Here is a 23,722-nt window from a genome sequence, read left to right on the forward strand (position 1 = left end):
AAGCGTCACCTAATACTTAGGAAGCTTGAAAATGCTAAAGAGACTTACCGTAGTTGGAATAACTGTTGCAGCCTCAGCTTTGACGATTGCAGCTCCCGCACAGGCTGAGGTGAATCTTGCTTATGTAGATACCAATGAAGATGGAATTAACTACTACATTGATCTCGATAGCATTACTCGAAGTGGTGATTATGTAGAGTACATTCAGTCCGCTAACGATCAAACTCAATCTTGGTTTACAGTTGATGTGATGCGAGGAAACTGTGCTACTGGTGAAATGCAATTTCAGCTTGGCAGAGAATACGATGCAGATGGAACTCAAACTAGTGCTTATGATAGCCCTGGAGAGATCACGATTGTCCCTTTAGGTTCAGTCGGTGAGACAATGTTAAACACGGCTTGCAACAACTAAAAATGATGCTCATGTTAATAGAAACCCTTTGCTAATAGGCAAGGGGTTTCTTGTTTTTGGGCTCGTCATGTACTACAAACAAAAAGTGGGGTAGGACAACGCCCACCCCGCTTTTTCACTCTAGTCGAGCTAATTAGTACTAACCTAGTGCGTTCGCGCCGCCGACAACTTCTAGAATTTCCTGGGTAATTGCGGCTTGACGAGCTTTGTTGTAGGACAGAGACAAGCCTTTGATTAGCTCTTTAGCGTTGTCACTGGCGTTGTTCATTGCCGTCATTCGGGCAGCTAGCTCACTCGCTGCAGATTCTTGCAGAGCCCGCAACAACTGGTTGTTAAGATACAGCGGCAACAGTGCATCCAAAATTTGGATAGGATCTTGCTCAAAAATCATGTCTTGAGGCAAGGGTGCTTGAGCTGCGGCTTCGACTCGCTGGCGCTCAACCTGAAATTCACCGCCTCGACTGGTCAATCTAAAAATTTCGTCATCCTGTGGCTCTAACCCTTGTGGGTCGAGTGGCAACAGCGTCTGAACGACGGGACGAGAGCTAACCAGCGAGACAAACTTGGTGTAGATCAGTTCAACGCGGTCTACTTCTTCTGCCAGAAACAGAGACAGCAGTTCGTCGGCAATTTGAGAAGCTTCGGATGAGGTAGGGATCTGTTCTAGTCCAGAGAAGGAGGCGCTGATAGGACGCTCTCGACGCTGGAAGTACTGATTAGCTTTGCGACCAACAAGAACCAGTTTGTAGTTGATGCCTTCAGCCTGTAGCTCTTTGATGCGTACTTCAGCTCGTTTGATTACGTTGCTGTTGTAGCCACCGCAGAGACCGCGATCGCCCGATACAACTAGCAGACCAACGGTTTGCACATCCCGCTTCCGCAACAGCGGCAGGTCAGCATCTTCAAACCGAAGGCGCATTTGCAAGCCATAAAGTACCTGAGCCAAGCGATCGGCAAAAGGACGGGTTGCAATCACCTGCTCCTGGGCACGACGCACCTTAGCCGCCGCCACCAGTCGCATCGCTTCTGTAATTTTTTGAGTATTCTTGACCGACTTGATGCGATCGCGAATTGCTTTGAGGTTTGCCATAGGTAGGAAAGGGGGGGTAGGGGCTAGGGGCTAGAAGCTAGGGGCTAGCCCCTAGCTCCTCTCCTCTACGCCGTTGCCAGGAAAGTTTTCTTTTGTTCAGCGATCGCCTCTTTCAGCAAGGTTTCGGCTTCGTCGCTCAGCTTCTTCTCGGAGCGGACGATTTCGCCAAAACGGGGCTTACTGTTTCTCAAGTACTCACGCAGAGAAGCGGTGAAGCCTGTCACCTTATCAACGGGTAGGTCATCCAGGTAGCCGTTGATGCCTGCGTAGATGATGGCGATTTGCTCAGCTACGGGCAGCGGTGAGTTTTGTGGCTGCTTTAGAATTTCGCGCAAACGCTGACCGCGTGCAAGCTGGTTCTGAGTAGACTTGTCCAGGTCAGAAGCAAACTGTGAGAAAGCTTCCAGTTCAGCAAACTGAGCCAATTCCAGCTTCACCTTGCCGGCAACCTGTTTCATCGCCTTGATCTGAGCCGCGGAACCTACACGGGATACGGAGATACCCGCGTTTACCGCTGGACGTAGACCAGAGTTAAACAGGTCAGAGGACAAGAAGATTTGACCATCCGTAATCGAAATTACATTGGTAGGAATGTAGGCAGATACGTCACCAGCCTGGGTTTCCACGATGGGCAGAGCAGTCATGCTGCCTTCGCCCAATTCAGGGCTGAGCTTTGCCGCGCGCTCCAACAAGCGAGAGTGGAGGTAGAAAACGTCGCCAGGGTAAGCTTCACGTCCGGGTGGACGACGTAGCAGCAGGGACATCTGGCGATAAGCCTGTGCCTGCTTTGACAAATCATCGTAAACCACCAATGTCGCTTTGCCCTTGTACATGAAGTACTCAGCCAAGGTTGCGCCGGTGTAGGGAGCCAGGTATTGCAGGGTAGCTGGGTCGTTGGCGTTTGCAGCGACGACAATGGTGTAGTCCATTGCACCGCGCTCTGCCAAGGTGTCTACCACCTGAGCAACAGTGGATGCCTTTTGCCCGATCGCCACGTAGACACAGATTACATCTTCACCCTTCTGGTTGAGGATGGTGTCTACAGCAACGGCAGTTTTTCCGGTCTGGCGGTCACCAATGATCAATTCTCGCTGTCCCCGACCGATGGGAATCATTGCGTCGATTGCGGTGATACCCGTTTGTAGAGGCTCATACACCGACTTCCGGGCAATGATGCCGGGAGCGGGAGACTCAATCAGGCGGGTTTCACCTGTATTGATGTCGCCTTTGCCATCAAGAGGACGCGCCAATGCATCGACCACACGGCCAATCATCGCATCGCCCACTGGAACTTCGGCAATTCTACCGGTTGAGTTGACAGAGCTGCCTTCCTGGATGCCGCGACCGTCACCCATCAAAACCGCGCCAACGTTGTCTTCTTCCAGGTTGAGGGCGATACCAACGGTGCCGTCTTCAAACTCCAGCAGTTCTCCCGCCATTGCCTGATCTAGACCATAGATCCGGGCAATGCCGTCGCCTACTTGCAGGACGGTTCCTACATTGGAAACCTTGACATCCTGGTCATACTGTTCAATCTGCTGCCGAATAATGCTGCTAATCTCGTCTGGTCTAATCGCTACCATGATTGCTTCTCTCTAACAAGATGATAAACACAAGATGATGAAAGGAGTCGATTTGCGCGCTTACGTTGCGCTACTCAAGCGAAGCCCAATTCTTCTTAATTGCCCGCGCAGGCTAGCATCAATCACCTGGGAGCCAACTTTAATGATGACACCGCCAATTAGATCAGGGTCGATATTTTTTTCTAGCTCAACCTGCTGTGCGCCGACCAAGGTCAAAACTTTTTGACGAACGGACTCTTCCTGAGCTTCTGATAAATCTACCGCCGAGATGACTTCTGCCAAAACGGTTTGCTTCAGTTCGCGCAGGAGTACCTGGTATTGCTTACAGATTCCCTCCAGGAAAAGAACACGACCGCGATCGACCAGAACTCTGAGGAAGTTCAGCATAAAAGGATGAACCTGCTCTCCAGCAAGCTGTTCTAGCGCCCCTTTTTTGGCTTCTGGCTTGGTTAGTGGGCTAGACAAAAACTGGCGTAACTCTTCTGATTCGTTTAGCAGACTGAGCAAGTAGGCAACGTCTTCACCAAAGCGGTCGGTTAAGTCATTTGATTGAGCTACCGCCATGAGTGCTTTGGCATACGGCTCCAGGATTCCTCCCATCACTAGCGTATCTTTCACGACTCTCCTCCTAGCATAGCGATGCTGTGGTCAATCAACTGCTGCTGCGTATTTTCATTCAAGTCAGACTTGAGACGAGATTCAGTCTGTGTCAAGGCCAGTGCTACAACCCGTTGACGCAGTTCAGCGATGATCCGCTCTTGCTGCGAGTTGAGGTCTTGCGCGGCAGCGGCTTTGATACGCTGAATGTCTTGCTCAGTCTGGACTAAGACCGCTTCTTTTGCCTTCTTGGCGCTTTCTTCAGCAGCAGCACGAATGCGGGTTGCTTCAGTCTGCGCTTGAGCTAGCTTTTGCTGCTGATCTGCTAGGGCTGAGGCTGCATCTTTCTTCCGCTTTTCTGCATCTCGAATGGCAGTCTCAATTTTTTCGCGGCGTTCTGACAGGATCTTTCCTATAAATCCGCGACCAAAGTAAAACAACACTCCCAGGATAATTGCCAGGTTAATTAGGTTGGTATCCAGAATGTTGAAATTTAACCCGAATCCACCTTCTTCGGCCGCTTCCGAGAAATCGTTGGCGATCGCCCCAGCCTCGGCTGCTAAAAATAACAAAGTCCCCATGATTCCTTCTCTAATCTGCTCGACCTTACACCGAACCTAGCCCACTGCCGATGAGCCTAAAAGCTTTTCTAAAATTTGGCGGCTAAGTGCATCTACCTGCTGTTCAAGCGATTGCATCGCCGCTTGCTTTTGCTGGTCTAGCTCCTGCTGCACCTGTTCACGCTGTGCCTGAGCTTCCTGCTGGGCTTCGGCGATCTTGGTAGCAGCAATCTTTTGAGCATCCGCTTGAGCCGCTGCGATTACCGCTTGAGACTGTCTGCGGGTTTCTGCCAACTCCTGCTCATATTGCTTCGCTAAATGCTCTGCCTTTGCCAACCGCTCACGAGCATCGGTCAAGTTAGTACGGATGTAGCTGTCACGTCCATCAATGGCCTGCCCAAGCGGCTTATAAAAAATGGCATTGAGAATGGCAACCAGAATGAGGAACTGTACCGCCATCAGCGGCAAGGTTGCATCTATGTCAAACAGTCCGCCTCCTCCCTCTTCAGCGGCAGCCTCGACAGCAAGCAGAATCGTCCAATAACTCATATTCAGTGCCCCAGTTTCCTAAAACTCCAAGTGGGGGTCAGACAACAAATTGGCTGTCATGTCTACCAATTACTTTTGAGAAAAGCTTCTCTAAGCAAAGCGAATGGGTAGAGACGTGTGCCTCTACCCAAATCCCCAAGCTTAGGAGAAGGGGTTAGCAAACAACAGTACGAGAGCAACGACTAGCCCGTAAATCGTCAACGCTTCCATGAACGCCAAACTGAGCAGCAGCGTACCGCGAATTTTGCCCTCTGCTTCGGGCTGACGAGCAATACCTTCTACAGCTTGACCGGCTGCATTACCTTGACCAATACCAGGACCGATCGCAGCCAGACCAACAGCCAGAGCAGCAGCTATAACAGAAGCAGCGGCAATTAATGGATCCATGATGTTTTCCTTACCTTGAGTACAAATTAGACAGATGTGCGTCAACGAACGAGCAGCGCATTTCACGCTGGATGCAGGTTGCTAAGCGTTGGGTTACCCAACCGCTACAGCAGAGCCTTACAAGCAACTGAGGAGACTAGTGTTCCTCATGACCCTCACCATGATGATCCTCCATCGCTTCTCCGATGTAGGCTGCCGCCAGGGTCGCAAAGATGAGTGCCTGAATTGCACTGGTAAAGAGACCCAAAGCCATTACTGGCAGCGGTACAAACAAAGGCACGAGGAGAACCAGCACTCCAACCACTAGTTCATCTGCCAGGATGTTGCCAAACAGACGGAAACTAAGGGAAAGAGGCTTGGTAAAATCTTCAATGATTTTAAAGGGCAGCATGAAAGGTACAGGCTGCACGTAGTTACCGAAATAGCCCAACCCTTTCTTACTGAACCCAGCATAGAAATAAGCCAGGGAAGTTAGCAGCGCAAAGGCGATCGTCGTATTGATGTCGCTTGTCGGCGCAGCCAGTTCACCTTCGGGTAGCTCAATCAATTTCCAGGGCACCAGAGCGCCTGACCAGTTTGAGACGAAGATAAACAAAAACAGCGTGCCAACAAAGGGAACCCAAGGGCGATACTCCTTTTCACCAATCTGATCTTTTGCCAGCCCTCGAATAAATTCCAACGCATATTCCATCAAGTTCTGGGTTCCTGATGGAACTCGTTGAAGATTTCGCGTTGCGAGGAGTGAAACAATGACCAGAACGCCAATCACAAACCAGGAGGTAAGAAATACCTGCCCGTGTACTTTGAGATTGCCGATATGCCAGTAAAGATGCTGACCAACTTCTAGCTCAGCCAGGGGAAAAGAGGTGAAGGCACTTAGAGAATTCAGCATTTCCATTCGCAAGGTTTCCCCAGAGAATTGTGGAGTACCAGACTCGCCTGACCTAGTTTGGATCAGGCACAACCGATGTTCGCAGGACGTAAATGATGAGCCCAGCTTTGTAAGTCAGAAATCCTAAAAAAATAGGCATGATTTGAAGCTGATCCCAGCGTGATGCCACTAGAATCAACAGAATCAGAAGGGCAAGCCGGGTGTTACTCAGGCGCTGCTTCTCTCTGCCAAGCTGCTCAACGTTTTTAGCCAACATCCTCAAGTAAACCACACCCGTACACGCTCCGATCAGATAATTCAGAGCAATGTTTAGGGAATAGAAAATCCATACAGAGATAAAAATTATCCCAGTGAGAACGAGGATCACTTTCAACAAATCTTGTTGAAGCTTGATGTATTCCTGCATTGAGGAATTTGGATCTGGCGGCAAACCACCAGATGGGGTGTCTCCTTGATCAGGAGCGGTTTCTAGGGATCTTTCTGGCGAGTTCACAGGTTAGAACTTAGCTCAGAGAACTGGCTTTACGAGTGCGGAACACGATCGATCATATCACTCGCTGGTAACAATACTTAAGGAATTATTTAGGGGATTGAGAATTGGGGATCGGGGGTTGGGTGATGGGGCGATCGCTCCATCTCGGCTGAAACGTTTCCCTTAATTTGTTTCAAGGCGATCGCTCTACAACCTCTCCACCATCTGGACCTACTGAGCTACGGCTAGGCTTGCTGCTCTGCGATTTCCAGCTACATTTGGGCAAGCTGTTGCTCAATTGTCTTGGTCAGCGGAGTCTCGATATCTCCGGTGTGCTGAGTTGTTACGGTTTCAATCAGGACAATCCAGCATTCATTTTCGGCAACTGGGTTGTGCATCACGCCTTTGGGTACCACGCAAAAATCGCCTTCTTCAAGTTCGACTACATCATCTTCAAACTGAATCACTAAACGCCCCTTGACAACGTGGAACAATTCGTCCTCGTGGTCATGCTTGTGCCAAGCCAGTTCACCTTTAAGCTTCGCGACCTTAATGTACTGGTCGTTAACCTGACCAACAATTTTAGGTGACCAAAATTCAGTAATACTCTGGAGTTCCTTCTCAAAATTTTTGCTGAGCTGCATTTTGGTTTCCTTGGACTTTCGTTCAACTCGGAACTTTCACTCAAATTGGCTGACAACCAGTTGAGAATCTAAGAGTTCAAATAGGGCTTCAAACTAAAACTGAATTAAGCGTTGCTGCTAAAGGTGCGCCGGTAACAGGTAAAAGCACCTGTGACGGGTGGCTGCTGCCACTATATATGGATAGCGTGATGATTTGAGCGTCTATGAGCTGACTGTTGCCGGGTGACGTGCCTGTACCGGGATTGACAGCGTAAGCAGGAAAGCAAGCAGCACTGAAGCTGAGTCGTAGAGCATTTCCTTTGGCAATTTGAGCGCAGATAGGTTGCAAGATGATCTGGAATGGCCCGGTGAAATTTGGAGTGGCATCATCTGGGCTTGAGTCGATTCGCAGGTAGCCTTGAGCTAGGTTAAAGGCGCTACCGTTGGGATGAACTTCGGATAGGACGGCACAGAGGTCGAAGCTGGGAGCATCAGCAGTGCAGTAGAGTTGGGTGATCGCCTCCCCCATTAAATACAAATCCTCATCCAAAGGCTTCGTTGTATAGGTCACAACATCAGTCCGGCAATCGACTGCTGAGCGATCGAATGAGCCTGCTGGAAATGCAGCGTGTCCCCCGACAGACGGTACGGGTCGCCAGGGGTCATGAACAAAGACATCTTGTGCATCGGATGTGGGCGGTGTTTTTTCCAGGCTGCCTTCCTGATCGCTCATGCTGGCAAGTCCGGTGCTATGGAGGAAGTAGGGTTGTTGCTTGGCGGTGGGGAATTTTGGGAGCGATCGCCACTGATTACTCCCTAGTTCGAACAGGTGAACAGGCTTCTCGTTTAACAGCCCTGTATCAATGCCTTTGAGAAACTGGTCAAACCAGCGGATTTGCAGGCGATCGATCGGGTTTGCTGCCTCTGTGCCATAGTCAACCGCTCCAACTTTTCGCCCCCAAGGGAGGTGTGCCCAAGGTCCGACCCAGAGATGCTGTGGAAATTGGCTGCGGGCGACCATTTCACGGTAAAACCTGAGCGTTCCGCGCATATAGGTATCAAACCAACCGCCAATGTGCAGCATTGGCATATCTACATTGTCCAGATAGCGCCCAGGTGAAAGGTTTTCCCAATAGTCATCCCGCTGGGGATGGTCTAACCAGGCGTGATAGTAGGAATCGGGGGCAAGCTGCTTGAGCAAGCCAGAGCGAACATCGACCGGATCAGGGAGAGGCGGATTTCGGGCAGCTCCGTAGAGGGTCAGGTATGCTTCCTCATCACCCTTGAGTCGAGCCGTTTCGGCCGCCAGCTGAATTGCCCAGCCTAGATTAGTCTGTAAGCAAAAGGCTCCTCCTTCATAAGCCCAATCTGCGTAGAGGTCATAACCGATCATGGCAGGGCAGATGGTTTTTAGGGCGGGGGGACAACTACCAGCCGCATAAAGCTGAGTCATTCCCTGATAGGAAAAGCCGTACATTCCCACTTGCCCGGTGCTGCTTGGGAGTGTCGCTGCCCAGTTGACCGTGTCGCCTCCGTCCTCGACCTCGTAGGCAAATAGGTCAAACACTCCTTCTGAGGTGCCTCGTCCCCGTACATCCTGAATTACAACAATGTAGCCGTGAGCGGCATACCAGGTGGGATGAGCATAGACCACTGTGGAGGCGATCGCCCGTCCATAGGGCTGTCGCATTAGCAGCACGGGAAACTCCCCCTCAGCATCGGGGTAGTAAACATCTGCATCTAGCCGCACGCCATCGCGGGTCAGCATGGATGCAGTTTGTTTTTGTCGAACTAGGAGCATGAATTCAATAGGGTACAGCACTTAGGCTAGGGGCTTGGCACTGCTAAGTTCCTACAGCAGGCTAATTAATCTACATTTTTTAGCGCGGCACCAGTGAATCAGAGCGACTCAAAACTGCCATGTCTTCTGCGTCTAGCTCAACTGGAGTGCCGCTGCGAATCAGTTCAGCAAAGTCTTCATTCGGCACCATAATGCATAGAGTGTACAGGCGATCGGAACCTGTATTTTCCAGCACATGGGTTCCAGTAGGCGGCACTAAGACGCTGTCTCCTGCTCGAATCGATACTGTTTTGCCATCACAGGTTGCGAGCCCTTCGCCCTTGAGGACAAAGAACATTTCAACTGCAAGCTGATGTCGGTTGGGAGGTGTTTTGCCGCCTACGTCAAAGATTTCTACGCAATAGGTTAAAGACATGTTGGCGATCGTGGGGTCAAATACGATCGCCAATCGATTGCTGTCGTGAGGGCTGATCCGAAAGGTCTGGTAGTCTTTGGGAGATTTATAAACCGGAATAACACAAGCAGAATCCATGAGATTCCTCCGGGAGTAGTGAGTGTTTCTAACCGATCGCTTTTAGTAAAGTTTCAGAATCGCTGACAAATCCAAAGCACTGATTGACGTTATAAATGGTCGCTTTGAAGCAGTAGTCGGGAGAGGTGGTGGCGGTGCAATCGCGCAGCAAAATGCAGTCATAGCCGAGGAAATTGGCATCCTGTAAGGTTGCCATGACGCACTGGTCAGCATTGACCCCAGCAAAGAAAATCGTGGTTCGACCCAGGTTTCGCAGAATGCTATCTAGCGGCGTGTCCCAAAAGCCGCTCATCCGGTACTTATCGACGTACACATCGGTAGGCTTTTGCTCTAGCTCGTCTACCACAGCCGCTGCCCAACTGTCTTTCATTAGAACAGGTGCCGAATTTGTGGGAAGCGGGTCGCCTAGACCAACACCTTCTCCCGTTGGGTTGTAAACGTGACGCAGTCCGGCACTGATATTGAGTAAATCAGGGCGGTTGCCCCAGTTAATCCAGAGAATTGGTACACTAACCTGCCGAAGTTCTGGCACCAGAGTTTTGAGGGGGGCGATCGGGTCACGCGCGGGGGTGACATCGACACCAATATGCGCTAGCCAACCGTCAGGGTGACAGAAGTCGTTTTGCATATCGATGATAGCGATCGCCGCCTTTGCCAAATCTAGCCGCAGGGTCTTCGTATCAGTCGCCAATGTGATCGGTCTAGGTGGCAGGGGCGGACGGGTAATGTCTGCGGTTGCAGCATCCACCAACCAAGCATTAGGCGCGACACCCAGAGTCCGGAGTTGAGTCATAGGTCGTTCAGGTCAAGAGCTATGAAGATTGCAAAATGGGCAAAATTAAGAGTGAAATCTGTAAGCCGTTGAGAATCAGAACTGAGCCTTTAAACCTTCTGTGGTAAACCAAAACCGGACTGGCTTCAGTATTGAGGGGCACTTCTTGGCTTACCTCTGCCTAAAGAGTTAAGCCGTGAATTCTTGAGCGAGGTTGCGAGGTTTGGGACAATCTCACCAGTAGCCAAGCCTGCTACATCGAAATCAGGTTTACGAATGTACAATCTATCCTGAAATAGGGAGTTGGCAACGTATTGTTATTGCTCCTTAAAATTGTTCTTCCCTGAAAGAATTTCCCCCTGAAACTCTTTTCGAAATTTGCTGCAAAGGATAGAAATCGTGAGTTTTACAATTCAAAATGTTCTGATTCCAACTGAGCAGGGTTATGAAACGGTTGACGTGCAGATTAAGGGCGATCGCATCACTCAAATTGGCCCGAACCTGGAACCAACTGGAACCCTGATCGACGGACGCAACAAACTGCTGCTTCCTGGATTTGTCAACGCTCACACCCACTCCTCAGAAATGTGGCAGCGGGGCATCATTCCACCCCGACCGCTAGAACTTTGGATTGCCGAACTCTACGACTTCACGCCGCTAAACCCCGAACAAATTTACCTTAGCGCCCTCGGCACAGCAGTTGAAACGCTGCTCTCTGGCGGCACCAGCGTCGTCGATCATCTGGTGCTAATTCCTGGACAGGAGGCGGAAACAATTGCCGCTGCGGTACGAGCTTACCGAGAAGTCGGCATTCGAGCCTTTGTTGGTCCGCTGATTCAGGATGAATCGTTGGGGGCAAGCGTTCCCACGGGTGGCGAAGAAGTTAAACACGAACCCTACCTTCGCACTACCCAAGCCACGCTCGATCTAGTTCAAGATGCGGTGGAGAAATTTCACCGTCCCGCTGAAGGCATCAGCATTATGGTTGCGCCAACGGGAATTCAACTCTGCTCAGATGCGCTGTTTGAAGGCTGTGCTGAGTTGAGCGATCGCCACGACCTTTGCCGCCACGCCCACCTACTTGAGACAAAAGCCCAGCAAATTCTGGCGCAAGAAAAATATGGTTGCACTGCTGTCGAACACCTGAAGCACATTGGCTACCTCAGCCCTCGCACCTCTTTAGCGCACTGCGTTTGGCTCGATGACAGAGATATCAGCATCCTGGCAGAGACTCAATCCACCGTCGTCCACAACCCTCTCAGCAACTTGCGTCTGGGCAGCGGCATTGCTCCCATTCCCAAATATCGGCAGGCAGATGTGAATGTCGCCTTTGGCTGTGATGGTTCAGCCAGCAACGACTCGCAAGATTTGCTCGAAGCCATCAAAATCGGCTCCATCCTGCACAACATCACCGACATGGACTACCGCCACTGGATTTCACCCCGCGAGTCGGTCGAAATTGCCTCCCTCGGTGGCGCAACCGGACTCAATATGGGCGACCAACTAGGAACGCTCACGGTCGGCAAAAAAGCAGACCTGGTGCTGTACGACCTGACCAATCTTTCCCTACTGCCCCGCACCGACCCAATTGGACTGCTGGTTTTGGGGCGTCCCGTGCAAGCAGTCAGTAGCGCTTGGGTAGATGGCAAACAGATTATCGCTGACGGTAAAGTTACGACTATCGATGTCAATCAGCTTAGACAAGCTCTCTTTGACCACAGTGAATGGCGCACTAACCGCAAATCTAAAACAATGGAAGAAATGGAGATTCGCTATCGTGCCGTGATGGGACTGCCGGAAGGAGTGGCTAGGGGCTATAGCTAAGGTTTCTCGTTTCAAACTCAGCCTGCTAACTGGTCGAGATGGTTACTCCCATTCCTAGCCTTTGTTGTTCTCTAGCCCCTATTATTTCTCCTTCAGAGAATTTTCTGATCCCATCCTATTTGCCTGATTAAGGATATCAGGGGGTGCCTTTGACCCCGCGAATTTGCTGCACAGGTTCCCTATCGGCTTGGGCAGGTTGTTTACCGCGATCGCACCTCATGAAAAATCCAAGATTCAGCGCATGATTCGGATCTTGCTAGTCGATGACCAAACTATCATCTGCCAGGCGTTGAAAGCTCTACTTGACCGTCAACAAGACTTTCAGGTCGTTGGCATTGCCGCAGATGGGTACACCGCAATCGAGCAAGTTGCAGCTCTGCGACCCGATGTGGTGTTGATTGACATTCAAATGCCAGGACTGGACGGCGTTGCCGCAACGCGATTGATCAGCCAGAGATTTTCGGGCGTTAAGGTTTTGGTGCTAAGTGGCCATGACGATGGCGCATATCTCAAAGCGGCTCTCAGTGCAGGTGCACAGGGCTACTTGCTTAAAGATACGGGCGCAGAAGACTTAGCAGCTGCGATTCGATCTGCTCATCGGGGCTATGGTCAGATGAGTCCGGGGCTGTTTGAGAAGATGATGTCCCGGAAGGAAGAGGAAGACGTTGCCATTCCCCCTCCTGCACCTGAGTCAACTCAAGCTGTCTTATCAGAGACGGAGTTGCTGTTGCTGCTGCAAAGTTTTGACCCGCCTGCACTGTCAGATGTGGTCGAGCGGACAAAGGAGCAGGGGGCAGCCACCGAACTGCTCAACACCCTAAGCCATCACTTGAGAAGTTCCCCAACTAACTTAGCAACGCTTTACCTATCTGGAGCGTTAGCCGGAAGTCGGGCGGCTCAAGACCCAGAACATCGGTCTTCTGCAATGCAGTATCTGCGGTTTGGCTTTAAAGAAGGAATTCGACAAGGGCTACCTGCTGAACATTTGCTGCTGTTTTACCGGGAGGGGGCAAAACTGGAGTCCGAGGAGGCATTTGGCTGGCTATCGCAAGCCGGAAGTCCCTGGAACAACGAGGCAGGGATGGTATTTCTCAGCCAAGAAGCTGCCCAAACCTTTGGTCAAGACTCCGTTCAGTATCGAACCCTATCGGCGCTAAGGCAGATCAGGAGCCTAAGAACCTTAAGCGAAACCTGTAGATCACTCACTCCCAAGCTGCAAGTTCTACGCCAGGGACTCACCAAGCTTGAGCCAATGGTTCCCGCGATCGCCCATGCAGGTGGTCGCACCCAGCAAAACGGCAGAAGATAGCCCCGTTGGTGCTGCTACCCGCAGTGTCCGATTCGCAAGTGCCCCCTTGCCAGCAAGCCTGTTCCTAACCTGCCATTCCCCTACCCACCCACCCGTCAACCTACAAGGCGCTGATCTGCGAGGAATTTAATATGATTATGGCAAATCAAAAAAACGAGCTAGAGCAAGTCGAGTTAGAGCTTTCAGAACTGCGAAGCCACCTCGAGCAATCTTTTGGCGTACTGGACGGGCTAGCCCAGGTACAGGCACGATTTGAAGAACTGGCACGCACCTATCAAGATTTCAAAGTGCGGGTGGGTGAAGCCGGGGCCGTGTTGGGTACTGTCACCCAGCAACAGCAGAAACTAGAACAGCGCTTTTCTAGCCTGGAGCAGGAAATTGGGTCAGGCTGGAGCGAAATCCGCAAAGAACTGTCTCAGATTAGGGGTGAAGTAGGAGAGGGCGATCGCCAGCTCAACCAATCCATCACGGAGCAGGTGATCCATCTTCAGCGGTTAGAAGAACGGTTTGGTGACGTTTCACGCAACTTGACCAACCAGCGAGACGAAATCTCTACAGAACTGTCTCGTGCCCATGAAGCACTCAGAAACCAGGTCGAAGAAGCCAAAGCTAACCTGGAAGCCTTCGTTCAAACTCAGGGCGGTTCTGATCAACGAGTGGCAGAGCTAGAGAAACTCATCGAAGCAAGCTGGAAACAAGCCCGTAACGAGCTATTGCAGGCCCAGGAAGAACTCAGCACCGCCGATCGCACCCTTGGCTCTGAAGTGTCTAAGCAAATTAACGGGCTAAAGCGAGAAGTTGAAGGGCGGCTAGGCACCATCCTGCAAGAATGGATGAACCAGCGGGAAGCGATGCGCGCCCCGATGGAAGAATTTGAGGCGCGGCTCAGAACCGAACTGCGGGCTAACCTCACTCGCTTGCGCGAAGCAGGGCTAAATCCAGCCAGCTTTGAAAAACTCGACAAACTTGAAACCCAACTGCGCGGCGTTCAGTCCTCTTCTCAAGAGACAAACAAACAGCTTCGCCAGATGAGCAAGCGGCTGACCCTCACCACCGTGATTGCTTGTGTTGCTCTCGCCCTGCCTGTTGCCCTCGTTGCACTCAACCCAGATCTGCTTCCCTTGGGCAACGCGCCCGCCCAACCGGATGCTCAACCGGGCGCTCAACCGAACAATTAGGGAAGTCAAAACAATCAAGATCAAGGATGAGGGATAGGAAATGAAGTCAGGTGGACAAGGTTCACCTGATACCAATTTGATTTGAAGATGTTGCAGATGTGGGTAAGGGCGCACCGCAGTGCGCCCTTACAGAAATTGACGTGTCGCTTCTTCAATACCCCTCAGTCATGAAACTTAACAGGAGTATGGGCTGTGTTGGGTTTCGCTTTGCTCCACCCAACCTACAAGTTAGGGTGCTGTGGTTGTTTAGAGGTACCGCTTCATCCGTCATCCTTCCTCTACGGCAGCCAGGGATATTGGCGAAAGTCGGGCTTGCGTTTTTCCAGAAATGCCTGCTTCCCTTCTGCTCCCTCTTCAGTCATGTAGTAAAGTAGCGTGGCGTTGCCTGCTAGCTCTTGTAGCCCTGCCTGCCCGTCACAATCGGCGTTAAAAGCAGCTTTGAGACAGCGGATGGCGATCGGGCTTTTTTCTAGAATTTCTTCTGCCCATTGAATGCCTTCTGCCTCCAGTTGCTCAGTTGGAACAACGCAATTCACCAGTCCCATTTCCAGAGCTTGAGTAGCGCTGTATTGGCGGCAGAGATACCAGATCTCCCTAGCTTTTTTTTGTCCAACGATGCGGGCTAGATAGCTTGCACCAAAGCCACCGTCAAAGCTGCCGACCTTTGGACCGGTTTGACCAAAAATGGCGTTGTCAGCGGCGACCGTCAGGTCACAGACCAGATGCAGCACGTGTCCGCCACCGATCGCATACCCCGCGACGAGAGCAATCACGACTTTGGGCATCGAGCGAATCAACCGCTGCAAATCCAGCACGTTGAGACGCGGAACGCCTGTCTCATCCAGGTAGCCCCCCTCACCCCGGACGCTCTGGTCGCCACCGGAGCAGAAGGCGTATTTGCCATCGGTATGCGGCCCTGCGCCCGTAAATAGGACAACCCCAATGCGGCTGTCTTCGCGGGCGTTGCTAAACGCGTCGTAGAGTTCAAATACCGTTTTTGGGCGAAAGGCGTTACGTTTGTGGGGACGGTTAATGGTGATTTTGGCGATGCCGTCAGTTTTGTGATATAGGATGTCTTCGTAGGTCTTGGCGACCTGCCATTCAACTTGCATTAATTGCGTTTGCCAAAAAGTTTACGTATCCATTGTGCTGGGAAGGGTGGGCAACGCAGCAAGTAGATTGTTGGCAACTTGCGATAAGCCCAATTCCACAGTTTTAAAGAAACTGGGATTGAGCAAGGCTCTGATTTGGATCAGGGCTTCAGGGTCAGAAATTTCCTGGTGGCTAAATCCGTTTTCTAATGCGGTGATGTGGCGGACATGGACATCAAGACGATGGGCGATCGCTCTCAGATACATTGTCTCTCGTGCATCCACTTCACCATCAGAAGCAGCCATTTCATAGCCTAGTGCGATCAGCAGCAACCGTTCTGGCTCTGAAAGGGGGGTTGCCAGGTTCAAGACTTGCTGAGGGTTGAGATAAACTTGCTGCCGCTCAATCCCGTGGATCATCTCCTGAATGAGCGGATAAAGGCTGTGGTCTGGCGTGACAAAAGACTCCAGCAACACTTGCAGCCGCTGCTGTTCGGCGCTGTCTATTTTGCGATCGATGACGATCACGCCCAACATCACCGTGACCAGTGCTGCCAAAAACAGCAGTGTGGGGCTGAGATCCTGTTGTTTGAGATCACGCCCGGTCACTTGTGAGAGTAGCGTTATCGCTTCCGGATCAACCAGGGATACATCCATACGCCAATATTATGGGTTTCATAGTCTACTCTTAGCCTAAAACTCTACTGTAAGGCAGAAATTTTAGGCAAAGTCATAATCTTTCAGGCTTAACCCCTTACCTTAGTAGGTGACTATATTCTCGTTGTGCCGAAGGTTGAACTGTGAACGCGACTTTAGAACAAGCTCAGACTTTAAAGCAAGCGTTGGTAGATTTTGTGCTGGATGCCGAAGGCGCTCTGGCGGAAGCGCTAGAAACCTATGCGGCAGAACAGGCACGGCGAAAAGGCGTTTCGCAAGATCTGATTATCGATATGTTTTTGACCGAGGGCAGAGTTGGCGACAAAACGCCGATCGCCCTCTTTATCGAAGATCAGCCTGACTTAGGTGAAGCCGATCGCCAGCTTGTACTGGGCTGGGAAAAAACATTCACTGGCTTATTTGCCGTCGAACAGGTGATGCCAGATGGCTTTGAGCTAGTGAACTGGCTCACCGAAAAGCATTATCCGGTTAAACCAACGGGCGATCGCCCTACCACTGAACTGGCTCGTCTCAAGCTTGGGGAAATCGTGCTGACCCGGATTTCACCGCTGAACGAAACAGACTGGATTTTTTCCGGTCCGTTGTCACTTTTAGGAAGGCTAGGCAAACCCAAACTGGCAGTGGCGATCGGCAACTTCAAAGACAACCACAAACAGTCCCTCTATGGCGATGCGCCAGACTTGCTAGAAGAAGCATGGCAGTCAGTCGAAAAATATCACCTGGCATTCTTGGACTTCTTTGGCAGCGAGGAAATTACCCTACCTGGCTATCAGCTCAACAAGCAAATGGGTGAATTTCGGGAAGTCCTTTCCAAGCGCTTCCTGGCAGATGCTGGTATTGACGACTCAAAATCGTTAGCCGAACTCGCTGCCGAAGCCGGAATTGATGAGGAGGAAATGACTGCCGCCGCTGAGGAATCTGGGGCCGATGCAGAAACAATTTCCAAAGTGCTAGCCAGCAAAGGCGGCAAAATGGCGGCACCCCAGGTGCAACTACCCGACGAATTGAAAAAGGCAGAACAGGTCACGGTACTAGCTCATCCCAAATGGGGACAAATGTTCCTGCCGCATCACAGCCAGTTCAAAGCCATCCTGGAATCAGAGGACTGGCAAACGAACGAACGAACTGGCAAGCTGGTTCGCCAATACTTACAGGCTCCCGAAGCAAACTTTTTCGTCTGGCAGCAATTGGCAGAACAGTATCCCCAGCGGCTTGAGCAAGTTTTGCAAACCGTACTAGACCGTCCTGACTTTCAGTTAAAGGATTTAGCAGCCCTGCTAAGAGAGAACGGCAAGCCCACAGAGCCAGAGCTTCCCGAAATCGCTAGCGTCCCAATTCACCTGCACAACCTGTTTGAAGCCGCGATGATCGAGGTGAATAAGTCCAGTAAAGCGAAGGGCAAAAAGGCGAAAAAGAGCGGATTTGGAAAAGGGTAATGAGTAGGACTTAAACCCCTACCTCAACGTTGCCCGACTGCGACCTCGGCGGTTTTTGCTGGTGACAGGGGGACGAATCAAGGCTCTGGTGTCGGGTGCGACTTCAGAATTATCTTTAGCGATCGGGATGGTGAAATGAAACTGGCTGCCCTGATCTCGTCCTGCTGACTCGGCCCAGATTTTCCCGCCTAACCCCAAAATAATTTGGCGACAGATAGCAAGCCCTAATCCAGTGCCGCCAGCGGTGCGGCGTAAAGCTCCTTCTTCCTGGTAGAAGCGATCGAAGACGACCTCCAGGCGATTGGGTTCGATGCCGCGTCCGGTATCGGTGATGGTAACTTCTAACATGTCACCGCCATTCGGCTTTGCTTGAATTAACACCTGTCCTTCTGGCTCGGTGAACTTGCAGGCATTGTCAAGCAGTTTGGAGAGAACTTCTACCAGCCATTCGCCATCTGCTCGAACGAGCGGCAGTTCTACAGGCACTTGAGCTTCGATGTCGGGCAAATGTTCTTTAGTTTTGCGGGTGCGAATGCTGCTTAACGCTAAGTCCACACATTCGTCCAGGGCAAGGGGTTCCAAGTGCCATTCCACCCGACCACTCTCTAAGCGAGATAGGGTGAGGAAGTCTTGCACCAGCTTTCGCATCCGTTCTGCGTCGGTGAGGGCGGAGCTAAGCATGACCTGCCGCAACTCCAAGGGCATGTCGGGTTCGCTAGCAAGGCTTTCGAGGCAAACCTGAATGGTCGAAAGAGGCGTTCGCAGTTCGTGTCCGGTGATGGCGATCAGGTTGCTGCGGGTGCGTTCTAGTGCTTCTAGCTGTTGGTTGAGGTCTTCCAGGTTGGCGTAGGATTCAGCTTGAATCAGGGCAACTCCAAGTTGGGTGGCGATCGCCTCCACCATTGCAATGTCGTCTTCTTCCCAGGGATGCGGTTCCGGCGCACAACCCTGTAGCTCAACCATGCCCATCAATCGCCCCTGATAGACAATCGGCACCATCACCCACGAGCGAATTTGCCAGCGATCGATCCAGTCTTTGAGCGGCGTCAGGTCGTAGTTTGTTTCTTGTTGAGTGTCGGTAATGGACACCGGTTCTCGCTTTTGAGCTACTACTTGAAATAGCGGATTGTCTTGCAAGGACAGCGTTTGATTGGACAGAGATCTGAGGGTCAGAGCCGCCAAAAATTCATGCTGCACTATAACGGACGTATCTGCTGGCTTACAGCGGTAGAGAATGCAGCGGCACACGTCCATTGCCTGCCCCAGTTCTTGGACGGCGACGGTAAAAATCTCTTCAGGGTCGAGCGATCGCCGAATTGCTGCAGTGATTGAGTTGACCAATCGCTCTTTGCGTTCCTGTGCCGAAATCGAACGGTAGGCCTTGAGCAGCTTGTATTGCCCCGCCTGCAAATACGTGACTAATCGTTGCACAAAGGGATCGGGGTCAACACCCTGCAAACCCGATGAAACCTCTTCGGTCAGATATTCTTGCTTTGCCTGCTGAACTTTGGCTGCTAACTCAGGCCGATATTCTAAAACTCGGTCGAGCAAGAGGCTTGCTGCGGTACAGCTTACCTGTCGGTCAAACGTCCAAATTCCTTCAAACCGTCGAGTTTGATCCATCGGCATTGGCTCAGCCGACTCAGCGTCTACGACGGCTACCTTACGCTCTCGGCAGATCAGACAGGTTGCATAGTGCTGCCCAATTACGACCAGGTGCCACTCTTGACTAAGCTGATCGTCTGGCTCGAAGGCGATCGTTTCATATCCTTGCGAGGCATTGGTAAAACTGGTTTCAGGAGCCGCTAATACATAAACTTGCGGTGTGAGTTCGGCAATTCGCAGGTAGCGGTGAGACTCCTGACGATAAAATCGCTCGCGCTGAAAACTAGCAATGACCAAGGGCCGATTTAATCCAGCCAACACTTGATCTTCCATTGCGTGCGAGAGCGCCGTTAAGGATGACTTAAAGTAAAGCTGCGATCGCAAACGCGGAATTCTTTGCAGTAATTCTTCCAGCACAGAAATAGCGATGCTCATTGATGGTCTTCTCTATCAATCCAAACTCTGGGCAAAATCCAAGTCATAGGGTGCTAGGCGGCTTGCTGCATAACGGCTTCTCTGCCTTGCTGCACTTAAGCGGGGTCTGGTATTGTCGATCAATTGAAGCCGCACCGAGTGTTAGCTGGAAGATGATCACTGGGGAGAGGCGTTGAGAGATAGTTCCTCCTACGTCCAATATACGACTCTAACCCCCAGTCTTGGCAGCTAAAATCTGTCGTAAAGGTTCATTAAGGTCTACAACCTAATCAAATATCCTCTTGGTTTAAGCAATACCGCTTTGCTGTAAAGTTGACAATATGTATGACGATGATGAGCTAGCCGTGTTTGACACTGAGATCGAGCTAGAAAGCCCGTTAGACAAAATGGGTTCGGTCGATGATCAGACAGAGGCGGAGAAACCCAACCCAGAAGCGATGTTAGCGCTGCTAGAGGCTCCGCAAAATCAGCAGCGAATGTTGGCTGCGCGAGCTTTTTGTGAACTGGAAGATGCGCGGGCAATTCCGCTGTTGGTGAAGCTGTTAACAGATGCATGTCCGCTAATTAGAGTCAGTGCAGCCTATGGCTTGGGAAGAAACCCCAGTCCGGATGCAGTTGAGCCGTTGATTACTCAACTTCAGCAAGATTGGAATGGTTACGTCAGAAAGGGAATCGTTTGGGCACTCGGAAACTGTCGCGATCGCCGTTCTCTAGAACCTTTAATTGACGCACTCAAGACCGATATTTCGGCAGTAAGGCTCTGGGCTGCAAGCTCTCTGGCGCAAATGGCGAGTGTTAGCTACGAGGCGATGATCACGTCCATTCCACCGCTGATTGAGGCTCTGCGGCGTGATCCTGTAGCTGCCGTGCGGAGCAATTGTGCCTGGTCAATCGGTCAGCTTTGCCGAGAATTGCCTTCCAACGTGGTCTATGCGACGGCAATCGATGCACTGCTTGAGGCATTTGCCGAAGACGAGGAACTGGGTGTGCAGGAAGATGCCAAACAAGCACTGCTGAAAGTGGGCGACCCTCGCGGCTTGCAGGTGATTGAAGAAATTGAGCAGGACGGTTTGCTGTAAGATTCCTGGTTCCCAAGCTGAGAGAGGCTTGGCATTGTTAAGCCCGTACAGGAGTCTGCCGCGTTGCTCAGTTCAAATTGGTACTACATTAGCCAATCCCGAATTAGCCAGAGAATCAACAAATGTAGCGGATAAAAGCTGTAAAACCACTTTGCCTTAGCGCCCTGCTCGTAGTTCGCCAATTGAAAAATTATCGGAGTGGCGATCGCCGGAAACTGAAAAACGCCGAAGTTAAAGTCCGCGATCAGCAAAATCAAATGCGGCAACAGCCACAGACCCCACCAGCCAAGATAGGGAATGGTAGGAGACTGAGGTTTGGGTCTGAACGGAGACTGAAACTGGGCAATAATCCAGGTAAGCGCAATGCCGTACATGCCGTAGTTGAAATGAGCAAACTCGGCGATCGCCCCACCCGTCATCCAAATTGGGAAAGCCAAATCAGGCGCAAGCTTTGCTCCTCTGAGACAAGCTAAACCAACCAACAGGGTCAGCAAAATGTTGATATCCGGGCTATTGTCCTGCTGGTTAAATACCAGCCAGTACAGCGGTTGAGAAATGATTCCCGCAATGAGCAGCCTGACTCCGTAGCGCCAGATATTGCGGGTGTACTGCTCACCCTGCACCAGCAGCCAGACAAACAGCGGAAAGCTGAGGCGACCCACCATCCGAAAGAGTGGCTCTTCTGGAAAGAAAACGTACCCCACATGGTCAATCACCATAAAAATGGCTGCCAGGAGCTTGATTTGATAGTTTGTTAGCCCCATTTCAGCCTTCCAATCCGGCAACAAGCCAACTATAGCGAAACGGCCCTGACCTCAGCAGATGCCGCCGCTCAGATCTGCGACTTCTCTAATGCGACTTTTCTAAGAAGTCGCACTGAATGTCTGAGTTGAGACAGGGATTACTTCAAGCCCATTTGCACCCGCCAAAGGCTTGCGTAGATGCCCTGCCGCTCTAGCAGTTCCTCGTGCCGCCCTTGCTCAATTAAGCGCCCGTATTCCATCACATAAATGCAGTCGGCATTGCGAATAGTAGAGAGGCGATGGGCGATCGCAATCGTTGTGCGGTTTTGAGTGATGCGCTCTAGCGATCGCTGAATTGCAGCCTCCGTCTCGTTATCGACCGCAGAGGTGGCTTCGTCCAGGATTAAGATTGGCGGATTTTTGAGAACGGCACGGGCGATCGCCAATCGTTGCCGCTGCCCACCTGATAGTTTTTGTCCTCGTTCGCCCACGACCGTATCGTATCCCTGCGGCAGCCGTTGAATGAAGTCGTGCGCCTCAGCAATTTCCGCCGCTGCAATTACATCGGTATGGCTAGCATTAGGTGTGCCGTAGGTGATGTTCTCCCAGACGGTACCGTGAAACAAAAACACATCCTGACTGACCAGCCCGATCGCCTGTCTCAAATCGCGCAGTTGCAGATCGCGTAACTCAATGCCATCCAGGGTAATTGAGCCGGACTGAATTTCGTAAAGCCTGAGCAAGAGTTTTACTAAGGTGCTTTTGCCCGACCCTGTTGAGCCCACAATAGCGATCGTTTTGCCTGCCGGAATCTGTAGCGACAGATGTTTGATGACGGGAACCTGATCGCTGTAGGCAAAGCTCACATCCTGCAAAATCAACTCACCTTTAACAGAATCAGTCGGCAGAGCAATGTGTCCAGGTGGCGCGGCAATTTTTGTGTCGAGCAAATTCATTACCCGCGCGGTGGAAGCCATTGCTCGCTGGTATTGATCCAAAGTTTCGCCCAGACGGGTCAACGGCCACAGCAAGCGTTGGGTGAGGAAGACTAAAACACTATAGGTACCCACGGAAATTACGCCTCTGGAGGCTTCTAAACCACCGTAGAGCAACGTTGCTGTGAATCCGACCAGAATGATGATCCGAATTAGCGGTACAAAGGCCGCGCTAAGGGCGATCGCCCGTCGGTTGCTTTGCCGATACGACTCACTTTCGAGGGACAAGCGTTGAATCTCAAATTCTTCCGTCGTAAAACTCTTGATCGTCGTGATGCCGCTGAGGTTGTTAGAAAGCCGACCGTTAAGCAGACTCACCTTCTCCCGCACATCGGCATATCGGGGTGCGAGGAGACGCTGAAACGCAACCGACCCCCACAAAATGAACGGCATTGGCAGCATCGACATCCACGCCACACTGGGCGCGAGGATAAAGAAGGCGGCTCCAATAATCACTACCGTTGTCGTGACCTGAAGAATTTCGTTTGCCCCAAAGTCTAGAAATCGCTCCAGTTGGTTGATGTCGTCATTCAGAATCGACATCAAGCCGCCCGTACTGCGCGACTCAAAATAGGAAAGCTCCAAGTTTTGCACATGGCGATAAGCATCAAGCCGCAGGTCGTGCTGAATCGTCTGGGCCAGGTTACGCCAGAGTCGAGCGTAAGCATACTCAAAGATCGACTCTAGCCCCCAGATCACCATGCTCAACAGCGTCAGTGCCAAAAGCTGACTAAATACAGACTCCAGCCCCAATCGAGCAAGCATAGAGTCCTGTTGTTCAACCACAACATCCACCGCTATCCCGATCAGAGCAGGAGGAGCCAGGTCAAACAACTTGTTGAGTACAGAGCAAATCGAAGCCTGCCAGATTTGCCGTCGGTAAGCACGCCCATAGTGAATCAGGCGCTTTAGAGGAGAAGTTGAGGCAACCTGCGCCTGTTTTGAGGGCTGGAAGTGTGGCTCTTTCCGAGGTTTGCCTGCTGCTGTTAAGTCTTTCCAATACTTAGTTTTAGCCAATCTCAACCCTCCGCAAATAACGCACCCTAACTATTTTCGCTATTTCTAAAATTTTTTACCGA

General features: G+C 51.3%; 23 protein-coding genes. 6 read left to right on the top strand and 17 right to left on the bottom strand.

Going from position 1 to position 23,722, the window contains the following annotated elements; genetic code table 11:
- Positions 1-31 precede the first annotated feature (31 nt).
- The gene (locus tag H6G00_RS10035) at positions 32-412 is read left to right on the top strand and encodes a surface-adhesin E family protein (protein WP_190796611.1); all 381 of its coding nucleotides are present in this window, start codon (positions 32-34) and stop codon (positions 410-412) included.
- Positions 413-551: 139 nt separating this feature from the next.
- Here the strand turns inward: H6G00_RS10035 and H6G00_RS10040 are convergent, their stop codons facing one another.
- From H6G00_RS10040 to H6G00_RS10095, 12 genes are all read right to left on the bottom strand, one after another.
- Entirely contained in the window at positions 552-1,502 is a 951-nt protein-coding gene (locus H6G00_RS10040; protein WP_190796612.1) for a F0F1 ATP synthase subunit gamma, read from the bottom strand.
- Positions 1,503-1,567: 65 nt separating this feature from the next.
- The gene (atpA, locus tag H6G00_RS10045) at positions 1,568-3,085 is read right to left on the bottom strand and encodes a F0F1 ATP synthase subunit alpha (RefSeq protein WP_190641176.1); all 1,518 of its coding nucleotides are present in this window, start codon (positions 3,083-3,085) and stop codon (positions 1,568-1,570) included.
- A 60-nt stretch (positions 3,086-3,145) separates the two neighbouring features.
- A complete protein-coding gene (gene atpH / locus H6G00_RS10050; RefSeq protein ID WP_347278164.1) occupies positions 3,146-3,703 on the bottom strand; it encodes an ATP synthase F1 subunit delta in 558 nt (185 codons plus the stop codon).
- On the bottom strand, positions 3,700-4,263 hold the full coding sequence (locus tag H6G00_RS10055) for a F0F1 ATP synthase subunit B (RefSeq protein ID WP_190796613.1): 564 nt from the start codon (positions 4,261-4,263) through the stop codon (positions 3,700-3,702). The genes atpH and H6G00_RS10055 overlap by 4 nt, the downstream gene beginning before the upstream one ends.
- Positions 4,264-4,299: 36 nt before the next feature.
- The gene (locus H6G00_RS10060) at positions 4,300-4,791 is read right to left on the bottom strand and encodes a F0F1 ATP synthase subunit B' (RefSeq protein WP_190641178.1); all 492 of its coding nucleotides are present in this window, start codon (positions 4,789-4,791) and stop codon (positions 4,300-4,302) included.
- 141 nt (positions 4,792-4,932) lie between these two features.
- On the bottom strand, positions 4,933-5,178 hold the full coding sequence (gene atpE / locus H6G00_RS10065; protein ID WP_190641179.1) for an ATP synthase F0 subunit C: 246 nt from the start codon (positions 5,176-5,178) through the stop codon (positions 4,933-4,935).
- A gap of 136 nt (positions 5,179-5,314) precedes the next feature.
- Entirely contained in the window at positions 5,315-6,070 is a 756-nt protein-coding gene (gene atpB, locus H6G00_RS10070; RefSeq protein WP_190641180.1) for a F0F1 ATP synthase subunit A, read from the bottom strand.
- Between the two features lie 52 nt (positions 6,071-6,122).
- Positions 6,123-6,563, bottom strand: coding sequence for an ATP synthase subunit I (locus H6G00_RS10075; RefSeq protein WP_347277332.1), 441 nt, complete (start codon positions 6,561-6,563; stop codon positions 6,123-6,125).
- Positions 6,564-6,814: 251 nt separating this feature from the next.
- The gene (locus H6G00_RS10080; RefSeq protein ID WP_190796614.1) at positions 6,815-7,186 is read right to left on the bottom strand and encodes a cupin domain-containing protein; all 372 of its coding nucleotides are present in this window, start codon (positions 7,184-7,186) and stop codon (positions 6,815-6,817) included.
- Between the two features lie 88 nt (positions 7,187-7,274).
- Positions 7,275-8,966, bottom strand: a complete 1,692-nt coding sequence (locus H6G00_RS10085; protein WP_190796615.1) for a CocE/NonD family hydrolase — start codon at positions 8,964-8,966, stop codon at positions 7,275-7,277.
- Between the two features lie 79 nt (positions 8,967-9,045).
- Positions 9,046-9,498: a cupin domain-containing protein gene (locus tag H6G00_RS10090; protein ID WP_190796616.1), complete on the bottom strand. Its 453-nt coding sequence runs from the start codon at positions 9,496-9,498 to the stop codon at positions 9,046-9,048.
- Between the two features lie 28 nt (positions 9,499-9,526).
- Positions 9,527-10,291, bottom strand: coding sequence for an isochorismatase family cysteine hydrolase (locus tag H6G00_RS10095; RefSeq protein ID WP_190796617.1), 765 nt, complete (start codon positions 10,289-10,291; stop codon positions 9,527-9,529).
- A 378-nt stretch (positions 10,292-10,669) separates the two neighbouring features.
- Between H6G00_RS10095 and H6G00_RS10100 the strand changes: the two genes are divergently transcribed.
- The 3 genes from H6G00_RS10100 to H6G00_RS10110 all read left to right on the top strand — a co-directional run bounded on the left by H6G00_RS10100 (position 10,670) and on the right by H6G00_RS10110 (position 14,581).
- Entirely contained in the window at positions 10,670-12,094 is a 1,425-nt protein-coding gene (locus H6G00_RS10100; protein WP_190641185.1) for an amidohydrolase family protein, read from the top strand.
- Between the two features lie 187 nt (positions 12,095-12,281).
- Positions 12,282-13,403: a response regulator transcription factor gene (locus tag H6G00_RS10105; RefSeq protein WP_242042205.1), complete on the top strand. Its 1,122-nt coding sequence runs from the start codon at positions 12,282-12,284 to the stop codon at positions 13,401-13,403.
- A gap of 137 nt (positions 13,404-13,540) precedes the next feature.
- On the top strand, positions 13,541-14,581 hold the full coding sequence (locus H6G00_RS10110; protein WP_190796618.1) for a hypothetical protein: 1,041 nt from the start codon (positions 13,541-13,543) through the stop codon (positions 14,579-14,581).
- Between the two features lie 278 nt (positions 14,582-14,859).
- Here the strand turns inward: H6G00_RS10110 and menB are convergent, their stop codons facing one another.
- The gene (gene menB / locus H6G00_RS10115; RefSeq protein WP_190796619.1) at positions 14,860-15,693 is read right to left on the bottom strand and encodes a 1,4-dihydroxy-2-naphthoyl-CoA synthase; all 834 of its coding nucleotides are present in this window, start codon (positions 15,691-15,693) and stop codon (positions 14,860-14,862) included.
- A 21-nt stretch (positions 15,694-15,714) separates the two neighbouring features.
- Positions 15,715-16,329 (bottom strand): TerB family tellurite resistance protein, encoded by a 615-nt coding sequence (locus H6G00_RS10120; protein ID WP_190796620.1) that lies wholly within the window; start codon positions 16,327-16,329, stop codon positions 15,715-15,717.
- Between the two features lie 143 nt (positions 16,330-16,472).
- Between H6G00_RS10120 and H6G00_RS10125 the strand changes: the two genes are divergently transcribed.
- The gene (locus H6G00_RS10125) at positions 16,473-17,786 is read left to right on the top strand and encodes a hypothetical protein (protein WP_190796621.1); all 1,314 of its coding nucleotides are present in this window, start codon (positions 16,473-16,475) and stop codon (positions 17,784-17,786) included.
- Between the two features lie 18 nt (positions 17,787-17,804).
- Here the strand turns inward: H6G00_RS10125 and H6G00_RS10130 are convergent, their stop codons facing one another.
- Positions 17,805-19,826 carry a DICT sensory domain-containing protein gene (locus H6G00_RS10130; protein WP_190796622.1) on the bottom strand — a complete coding sequence of 674 codons (2,022 nt, stop codon included), beginning with the start codon at positions 19,824-19,826 and terminating at the stop codon, positions 17,805-17,807.
- 320 nt (positions 19,827-20,146) lie between these two features.
- Between H6G00_RS10130 and H6G00_RS10135 the strand changes: the two genes are divergently transcribed.
- Positions 20,147-20,905, top strand: a complete 759-nt coding sequence (locus H6G00_RS10135) for a HEAT repeat domain-containing protein (protein WP_190796623.1) — start codon at positions 20,147-20,149, stop codon at positions 20,903-20,905.
- An 83-nt stretch (positions 20,906-20,988) separates the two neighbouring features.
- Here H6G00_RS10135 and H6G00_RS10140 read toward each other — a convergent pair whose 3' ends face one another.
- Positions 20,989-21,669, bottom strand: coding sequence for a TraX family protein (locus H6G00_RS10140; protein ID WP_190796624.1), 681 nt, complete (start codon positions 21,667-21,669; stop codon positions 20,989-20,991).
- Positions 21,670-21,806: 137 nt separating this feature from the next.
- Positions 21,807-23,546, bottom strand: coding sequence for an ABC transporter ATP-binding protein (locus tag H6G00_RS10145; RefSeq protein ID WP_242042216.1), 1,740 nt, complete (start codon positions 23,544-23,546; stop codon positions 21,807-21,809).
- Positions 23,547-23,722: the final 176 nt, after the last annotated feature.

The organism is Leptolyngbya sp. FACHB-541, assembly GCF_014695875.1.
Classification (GTDB): domain Bacteria; phylum Cyanobacteriota; class Cyanobacteriia; order Elainellales; family Elainellaceae; genus JAAUTN01.

What these genes read in the sequence shown, in the direction of transcription:
- H6G00_RS10060 (WP_190641178.1), bottom strand. Translation starts at nt 4,791, where the DNA reads ATGAGTTATTGGACGATTCTGCTTGCTGTCGAGGCTGCCGCTGAAGAG.
- H6G00_RS10055 (WP_190796613.1), bottom strand. Translation starts at nt 4,263, where the DNA reads ATGGGGACTTTGTTATTTTTAGCAGCCGAGGCTGGGGCGATCGCCAAC.
- H6G00_RS10120 (WP_190796620.1), bottom strand. Translation starts at nt 16,329, where the DNA reads ATGGATGTATCCCTGGTTGATCCGGAAGCGATAACGCTACTCTCACAA.
- atpA (WP_190641176.1), bottom strand. Translation starts at nt 3,085, where the DNA reads ATGGTAGCGATTAGACCAGACGAGATTAGCAGCATTATTCGGCAGCAG.
- H6G00_RS10095 (WP_190796617.1), bottom strand. Translation starts at nt 10,291, where the DNA reads ATGACTCAACTCCGGACTCTGGGTGTCGCGCCTAATGCTTGGTTGGTG.
- menB (WP_190796619.1), bottom strand. Translation starts at nt 15,693, where the DNA reads ATGCAAGTTGAATGGCAGGTCGCCAAGACCTACGAAGACATCCTATAT.
- H6G00_RS10130 (WP_190796622.1), bottom strand. Translation starts at nt 19,826, where the DNA reads ATGAGCATCGCTATTTCTGTGCTGGAAGAATTACTGCAAAGAATTCCG.
- H6G00_RS10085 (WP_190796615.1), bottom strand. Translation starts at nt 8,966, where the DNA reads ATGCTCCTAGTTCGACAAAAACAAACTGCATCCATGCTGACCCGCGAT.
- H6G00_RS10140 (WP_190796624.1), bottom strand. Translation starts at nt 21,669, where the DNA reads ATGGGGCTAACAAACTATCAAATCAAGCTCCTGGCAGCCATTTTTATG.
- H6G00_RS10040 (WP_190796612.1), bottom strand. Translation starts at nt 1,502, where the DNA reads ATGGCAAACCTCAAAGCAATTCGCGATCGCATCAAGTCGGTCAAGAAT.
- atpB (WP_190641180.1), bottom strand. Translation starts at nt 6,070, where the DNA reads ATGCTGAATTCTCTAAGTGCCTTCACCTCTTTTCCCCTGGCTGAGCTA.
- atpE (WP_190641179.1), bottom strand. Translation starts at nt 5,178, where the DNA reads ATGGATCCATTAATTGCCGCTGCTTCTGTTATAGCTGCTGCTCTGGCT.
- H6G00_RS10135 (WP_190796623.1), top strand. Translation starts at nt 20,147, where the DNA reads ATGTATGACGATGATGAGCTAGCCGTGTTTGACACTGAGATCGAGCTA.
- H6G00_RS10035 (WP_190796611.1), top strand. Translation starts at nt 32, where the DNA reads ATGCTAAAGAGACTTACCGTAGTTGGAATAACTGTTGCAGCCTCAGCT.
- H6G00_RS10090 (WP_190796616.1), bottom strand. Translation starts at nt 9,498, where the DNA reads ATGGATTCTGCTTGTGTTATTCCGGTTTATAAATCTCCCAAAGACTAC.
- H6G00_RS10110 (WP_190796618.1), top strand. Translation starts at nt 13,541, where the DNA reads ATGGCAAATCAAAAAAACGAGCTAGAGCAAGTCGAGTTAGAGCTTTCA.
- H6G00_RS10080 (WP_190796614.1), bottom strand. Translation starts at nt 7,186, where the DNA reads ATGCAGCTCAGCAAAAATTTTGAGAAGGAACTCCAGAGTATTACTGAA.